This is a genomic window from Solemya pervernicosa gill symbiont (assembly GCF_002020875.1).
Lineage (GTDB): Bacteria > Pseudomonadota > Gammaproteobacteria.
In genome coordinates, this window is sequence record NZ_MPRL01000026.1 from 39513 (window position 1) to 46735 (window position 7223).

At 51.8% G+C, this 7223-nt stretch carries 10 protein-coding genes; all 10 read left to right on the plus strand.

Going from position 1 to position 7223, the window contains the following annotated elements:
* The first annotated feature begins 42 nt into the window (after positions 1-42).
* The 10 genes from BOW52_RS07960 (at position 43) to BOW52_RS08005 (ending at position 7083) form a co-directional block, all read left to right on the plus strand.
* Complete coding sequence (locus BOW52_RS07960) at positions 43-1059, plus strand: CDP-6-deoxy-delta-3,4-glucoseen reductase (RefSeq protein ID WP_078483559.1); 1017 nt, start codon at positions 43-45, stop codon at positions 1057-1059.
* A gap of 149 nt (positions 1060-1208) precedes the next feature.
* Positions 1209-2168 (plus strand): O-fucosyltransferase family protein, encoded by a 960-nt coding sequence (locus BOW52_RS07965; RefSeq protein WP_078483560.1) that lies wholly within the window; start codon positions 1209-1211, stop codon positions 2166-2168.
* Positions 2169-2293: 125 nt separating this feature from the next.
* Positions 2294-2881: a peptide-methionine (S)-S-oxide reductase MsrA gene (msrA, locus tag BOW52_RS07970; RefSeq protein ID WP_078483561.1), complete on the plus strand. Its 588-nt coding sequence runs from the start codon at positions 2294-2296 to the stop codon at positions 2879-2881.
* A 43-nt stretch (positions 2882-2924) separates the two neighbouring features.
* Positions 2925-3143, plus strand: coding sequence for a VF530 family protein (locus BOW52_RS07975; protein WP_078483562.1), 219 nt, complete (start codon positions 2925-2927; stop codon positions 3141-3143).
* A 122-nt stretch (positions 3144-3265) separates the two neighbouring features.
* Positions 3266-4003 (plus strand): TPM domain-containing protein, encoded by a 738-nt coding sequence (locus tag BOW52_RS07980; protein WP_078483563.1) that lies wholly within the window; start codon positions 3266-3268, stop codon positions 4001-4003.
* A complete protein-coding gene (locus tag BOW52_RS07985) occupies positions 4003-4689 on the plus strand; it encodes a TPM domain-containing protein (protein ID WP_172840250.1) in 687 nt (228 codons plus the stop codon). Before BOW52_RS07980 ends, BOW52_RS07985 begins: the two co-directional genes overlap by 1 nt.
* A gap of 52 nt (positions 4690-4741) precedes the next feature.
* Positions 4742-4936 (plus strand): hypothetical protein, encoded by a 195-nt coding sequence (locus BOW52_RS07990; RefSeq protein ID WP_172840252.1) that lies wholly within the window; start codon positions 4742-4744, stop codon positions 4934-4936.
* Complete coding sequence (locus BOW52_RS07995; RefSeq protein ID WP_172840254.1) at positions 4908-5567, plus strand: M23 family metallopeptidase; 660 nt, start codon at positions 4908-4910, stop codon at positions 5565-5567. The genes BOW52_RS07990 and BOW52_RS07995 overlap by 29 nt, the downstream gene beginning before the upstream one ends.
* 120 nt (positions 5568-5687) lie before the next feature.
* A complete protein-coding gene (locus BOW52_RS08000; RefSeq protein ID WP_078483566.1) occupies positions 5688-6125 on the plus strand; it encodes an oxidoreductase in 438 nt (145 codons plus the stop codon).
* A 193-nt stretch (positions 6126-6318) separates the two neighbouring features.
* The gene (locus tag BOW52_RS08005; RefSeq protein WP_078483567.1) at positions 6319-7083 is read left to right on the plus strand and encodes a sulfotransferase; all 765 of its coding nucleotides are present in this window, start codon (positions 6319-6321) and stop codon (positions 7081-7083) included.
* The last annotated feature ends 140 nt before the right edge of the window (positions 7084-7223 follow it).

Genomic DNA, 7223 nt, shown 5'->3' on the forward strand with positions numbered 1-7223 from the left:
ATTCCGCGCCAATCCATACTAAGACCAATTTAAGGAATTGCGATGAGCTTCAAGGTTACAGTCGAACCCAGCGGTCATGAATTCACTCCCGGTGCCGATGAGGCGATCCTCGATGCTGCACTGAACAACGGCCTCGCCTTCCCCTACGGCTGCCGTAACGGCGCCTGCGGTGCCTGCAAGTGCAAGAAGCTCTCCGGTGATTACGACTACGGTGAGAACGAACCGATGGCCATCACCCCCGACGAGCAGGCTGACGGCATTATCCTCACCTGCCAGGCCATACCGCGCTCCGACATGGTACTTGAGGTGAAGGAGATCACCAGCAACAAGGAGATCGAGGTTAAGAATGTTCCCTGCCGTGTTGAATCACTCGACAAGCTCTCCCACGACGTCATCCGCATGATCCTGAAGATGCCCGATGCCGACGAGATGCAGTTCCTGCCCGGTCAGTACATCGACATCCTGCTCGAAGATGGTCGTCGTCGCGCCTTCTCCATCGCCAACGCACCACGTAACGACAGCCGCATTGAGCTGCACATTCGCCACGTCGAGGGCGGTGACTACACCGGTTACATCTTCAACGAGATGAAAGAGAAGGAGATCATCCGCATTGAGGGCCCACACGGCACCTTCTTCCTGCGTGAAGATAATGAGCGTCCGATCGTCCTGATGGGCGGCGGTACCGGCTTTGCACCCCTCAAGGGCATCCTTGAGCACTGCTTCGATAGCAGTAACAGCCGTCCGGTCCACCTCTTCTGGGGTGTGCGCGCCAAAGAAGATCTCTACATGAACGATGTGGCTGAGAAGTGGGCGAATGAGTACGCATTCCTCACCTTCACCTCGGTTCTCTCCGAGCCGAAGGCCGAAGACAACTGGGAAGGCAAGACCGGTTTTGTTCACGAGGCCGTCGCTGAGACCTACCCCGATCTCTCAGGCCACGACGTCTACATGAGCGGACCACCGGCAATGATTCACGCTGCCAAGGACACATTCGTCGCCAAGGGGCTCTCTCTCGATAACCTCTTCTCAGACTCGTTCGACTTCGCCAACGACAAGTAGTCTCTAATCCGCTCACGAGCGGCCACAGACCGCACAGGAAGCGCCCCTGAACTTTCAAGGGCGCTTTTTTTGCGTTTCAAACATCAATCGCGCCTCTCCCTGTGATAATTTCGTACGACAAAAACCCCATATAGAGACTGACTACAAGAATGGAATCAAGATACGTTCTTTGCCGCCCACAGGGCGGACTCAACGACATGCTGTGCCAGATCGAAAAGTGCTGTGAATATGGCCAGAGATACAATCGAAAAGTCGTTGTCGATACTAACCACAATGCCCTTACATCTTTCCAGGACAGACTCTCCAACTACTTTATCTCACGAAACGAAAACCTGATCCTTGACTTTGAAAGCGTCTCGAGGGAAATCGACACGAACGATGTGTATCCGGAGTCACTATCTGGCCATATCAACGACTACACATCCAAGTTCAGACGACGTAAACGAAAAAGCGTCATATTCTGGTACTACAATCGGAGACAAGAAAAGAGATGTCCTCGTTCCGGGTATTATGACGATACAAACACACTAATTAGTTTCGATTTTAATCGCGACTACAAACACGCGGTCGTGGTTCATGATCAGTGTGGTGGTGGAGATGACTCGATCTACGCGCTTCTGAGACTGAATCTTCACGACGCAATTAACATCCAGCTTGCGCAGAGAATTGAAAAAATCGGACAACCCTATATTGCCATCCATATCCGCAATACAGACTATACAACCGACTATCTTGACGGACTCAAGAGCATTCAAAATGTGCACCATCTTCCCTATTTTATTGCCACCGACTCCGCAGATGCACTTGAAGATTGCAGACAGATTCTCGGCACCGACAACATCTATAATTTCACCAAGGTGCTTTCTAAGGATGGCTCGCCCATACATCAAAACCCCACACACGAAAATAATATAGATGCCATCACAGACCTACTGATGCTTGCATTAGGTAAACAATTCATCCGCTTCAGGTTAAACCAGAACTGCAACCGCACCGATTACTCTGGCTTCTCACGACTCGCATTTAACCTTCATGAGAGAAGGCAGGTTCTTGAACACCTTATCCAGCACAGAACACCCCTTATTTCCAAGCTTCTCTGGCACGCATAATCGTCCGCATCTATAAATAGGCGGTCGATTATGTGAAATATTTTTCAGCATCGCGCGGTCTATCTTTTACACCTCCATTTTTTCGGAGAGACACACATGTTTGTCGGCACCTTCAGGAGAACCATATGAGCCTCAGAGCGTCAATACTGCTAACCCTAACCATGGTTTTCACCTTGCCTGCATCCTCGGAAACGGCCATTCTCGCCGGCGGCTGCTTCTGGTGCATGGAGTCCGATTTCGAGAAGTTGGAGGGTGTGACTGATGTCGTCTCCGGTTTTACTGGCGGCACGCTGAAGAACCCGACCTACAACGGCGACCACACCGGCCACTACGAGGCGGTGGAGATCACCTACGATCCGAACAAGGTCAGCTACAAACAGCTGCTCGACCACTACTGGGTCAACATCGATCCCTTCGATGCTCGGGGACAATTTTGCGACAAGGGGCCGAGCTACCTGAGTGCGATCTTTGTCGCCAATGCAGAGGAGCGGAAGCTTGCGGTGGCGTCAAAGCAGAAGGTCATTGCCGAGTTCCCCGATAAGAGGGTTGTCACCCCAATCCTGGACGTCACCACCTTCTATCCCATCGCCGGAGATGAGAGTTACCACCAGGACTACTACAAGAACAATCCCGTTCGCTACAAGTACTACCGCTGGAACTGCGGTCGCGATCAAATTCTGAAGTCGATCTGGGGTGATCGAGCCACCCACTAGCGGATATCGCACTCAAACATCCGTTTGTGGGTACAATCGAGTCATGAATCATCCGCAACCAAACAACCCACTGCACGGCATCAAGCTCGAGCAGATCGTCACGGCCCTTGTCGATCACTTTGGCTGGGAGTCGCTCGGTAAACAGATCGATATTCGCTGTTTCAATAGCGATCCTTCGGTCAAATCGAGCCTGAAATTCTTACGCAAAACACCCTGGGCTCGTGCCAAGGTTGAGGCGCTCTATCTCACCCTTGAAAAGTAACCACCTACACCGCGCAGATCGCGGCTCACCACTCTCTGGCGTTGTGTTATCGTCCAAAGCTGAGCTTCTCCCAGCAAAACCAATTCTGCGACTTCAATAAGGCAAAGAACGGAATCACTACTATGAAGCACATCGTTTCAGCACTCGCCTCACTGTTTCTACTCCTCGCGCCGCTCGGCGCCTCGGCCATCACCTTTCCCGATAAACCACCCTCTGAGCACTACTATGTGGATGGTGCAGGCCTGATCAACCAGGCAACCGGCGAACGTATCGATGCCACCGCCTCGGCACTGCTCAGTGAAGAGCAGGTACCACTCTATGTCGTCACCATCGCCTCGCTCTCATCCCAAGATGCCATTACCCACACTATTGAAGAGTATGCCGCAGCCCTCTTCGACCACTGGGGTATCGGCTGGCAGGATCGAAACTACGGCATCTTGCTGCTCATCTCCGAGGGTGATCGCAAGGCACGCATTGAACTGGGAAAAGATTGGGGAGGCCAGCACGACTATGAGGCCGAACAGGTGATGGACGAACTGATCGTTCCCGCCTTCAAACGCGGTGACTTCCCGACCGGCATCGCCGATGGCGTTCGCGGTCTCAATGCGATGGCGCGTGGCCTCGGGCTACCCAAAGCAACGGCGCCCTGGTACTTCTGGCCGCTGGTGATCGGCGGTCTGATCGGCTTTGTTCTACTCATCATCAATCTGTTTAAAACCGGTCGTAAAGGGTGGGCCTGGGCACTGATCGTCGCATTCGGCCTGCTGCTCTTCTTCATCCTGCGCAATGCCGGTTCAGGCAGCGGTGGCGGATTTGGTGGCGGTTCCTCAGGCGGTGGTGGAGCAACAGGATCATGGTAATGACAATAAAAAGCGCAAAAACACTCTTCTCCCAGGATGAGATCGGCCAGATCGAGGCGACCATCGCCGAGGTCGAATCGAAGACCTCCGGCGAGATCGTGCCAGTGGTGGCCACCGTCTCCGGTCGATATGACCGCTCTGAGGATCTCTTCGCCTTCCTCTTCTCTCTTCTGTCGCTTTCATGCTGCTGGTACGCATTTCAGGGGATAAGCGATTCGACACAGGCGTGGAGCAGCGGACCGGCGCTCATCGTCAGCCTTCCCATCGTGCTGCTCATACTGATAGTTACCTTCTTTATCGGTATTGCACTCGCCAGCCACTTCCCAATCTTGCGTCTTCCACTCATATCAAAAGCTGAGATGCAGGATGAGGTCGAGAAGCGTGCACGTGAGAGCTTCCAACAACTCAAGATTCGCAATACCGAGGATGCCACCGGCATTCTGATCTATGTCTCACTCTACGAGCATATGGTGCATGTCGTCGGTGACGATACGATCAATAGCAAACTCAACCAGAGTGACTGGCAGGCGGTATGCGACACGATCATCGGTGGCTTTAGCAACAAACAGCCTGCGCAGGGTCTGCGCGACGGAATTCTTCGCGGCGGCGAACTTCTCGCCGAGCACTTTCCTGTAAAGGAGGGTGATACCAATGAGCTGGTTGATACCCTGCACTTGATCGATTGAACCACATAGAAGCAACATGAGAACCCTCCTTGTTCTTGCTGCTCTCACGCTCATGACATCTGCATTTCAGGTACATGCCGAACGAGAGGGTAAGAAGCGCGTGCTGACGCCCTGTGATATCTGTCCATCCCTCCCTGGTTACGTTGATGCCAGTCAGATCAGTGACGATATTCGCAAGATGGTTGGTAAGTATCGCGGTGGCAGCGGCAAGAAGAACGTTGCCATACAGAAGACACGGCGTCGTTGAGACGGGGCTGCAACCCGATTTCATTAACAACGGTAACTGTCCCGAAATCGACAGCGAGCAGTGGGCAATCGACTACACCTACAAACGAGGTGGCAGAGCAGCACTGCATAAAGGAATCGACATACCACAGCCCAGAGGAACACTCGTCATTGCGGTGGCCAATGGCATGGTGGTTGGCCGCTTTATGAACGACGGTAATCGCAAAGGGATTGAGGTAATGCTTCGTCACACACCCGAGCAGACCGGCCTCCCCTACTGGACCTATTCCCAATACACCCACCTGCTCAATATGTCGCCGCTGCCTGTCGGCACCAAGGTCAAGATGGGCGATGATATCGGCATGATATCCAACAGCGGAAAAATGGGTCGCCGGGTGCGCCGAGACGCACTCCACTTCGCTATCCTCTACAGCCAATCTCCAGATTGGGCACACGATGGTGTCGTCGTGACCCCCAAAGATGGTTACTTCATGGATCCTGTCGCTTTCTACCGCGACCAACCACCCTACGACACTCCCTCAATGGTCGAACTACCCAGCAGCCAAAAGCGGATTCCTGTTGCCTATTTCAAGCGAGACAACACTCTTGTCCCCGCCACGGCCAAACGCATCTGGCCCTTTCGCTGTAAGTAGACCCAACAGCAGACAGCTGATTTCATACCAAGATTGAAAATACACCCATAAATATTCGACTAGATAACCACGCTATCGTGCATATACTCAGTGGATGCACAGTGAGAGAGCCAGGCGCCCATGGTCGATGACGAACGATTTTCACACGAGCTGTTCAAGGGACTACAGGCCCTCGCAGACTCCTCATTTCCCAAGCGTTGCGAGACCTGTGGTCGTGTGTTTGAGTCGGCCGAACAGTTCCTCGCCGAGACAGAGAGCATCCATAAAACCAAAACCGGCCTTAAACAGTCTCAGGACGATGACGGTACACTGATCGTCGAGGTATTCAGGAACTGTCCCTGCGGCTCAACCCTGATGGACCTCTTTGGTGATCGTAGAGATCTCTCAGAGCGTGGCGAAGATAAAAGAGATAAATTCGAAGCACTGATTGCGTTTGTCGCCAGTCACGATGTCAACCGGGAGGTTGCACGCACCGAGCTACTCAAGGTCCTGCAAGGTGGTAAGAGCGATCTTATCTCATCATTACTGCCACACTCTACATCCGCCAACAATAGCTGATCCTCACCTGCATGCACATCAGGGTGACTTGCCAAGCCGATTCAGCTTCGCTCTAATCGTCGCAGAGAAAAAAGCACAAACAATCCTCATCCAACCACCACGCTTTCAAGACATACATCACTCAAACCATAACTCACTGTAACTATTACAAGCAGATATTCATGAAAGCTTTAGCGGCTGTAGAGGAACACAAATGAACTTCCAGGAAGTTGCCAGAAAGGCAACTATCACCATACGTCGTTTTTTAAATCGAAACGGCATCAGAAATAAAAAAGTTTTTGCGATCGGCTTCAATAAGAGCGCTTCAACGTCACTACATACACTCTTTGAATCTCTTGGGCACCCCTCCTATCACGGCAACAAGTGGAGGGATCACAACAACCAATCCGTACTGAAAAAATATGACTGCTTTAGCGATGACATTCCAATAGACATGGTCGCACTTGATCAATTATTTCCAAAATCGAAATTCATCCTCAATGTACGTGATCTCGAGAGCTGGATTTACAGTCGCTTAGCTCATATAGAACACAGAAAGAGGACACGCCAGAATTACCATACCGGCCCCAAATGGGACACATCAAAAGAGGCAATTAAATCCTGGATAGAACAAAGAAATGATTACCATCTGTTTGTCCTCTCATATTTTTCTGACAGGCCCGCCGATCTTCTTGTAGTTAACTTTGTGCGAGATCAATCAGCCGCAACCAAAGTATGTCAATTTCTTGGTTATAAGGGTGAATACCGAAGGCCTATGGAGAATATCAATCCCAACAGTGAGCGCCCGCAGCATCATCGAGAGCTGCTTCAACGCAGCATCCGGGAGATGGAGATCAACGAGATCGAATTAACTTACGATCTCTACTGTCCAAGCATTGAGCGAGGCGCATCACCTTTTCCACCCGACAGCAGAGAGCTTAAGGTTGATCAGACATTCCAACGCTGCCAGCCCGGCTAAATATCGATCAACAGCAGACTGCAGAAGATCAACCAAGCTTTCCCGGGGAGTCGCTATTTTTGCGGAAGCATGTTTTGGGCATCCAAGCCCAAGCAAGCGGCAAATACTTAACGCGACCGTTTATGCCTACGGCGCCCCGA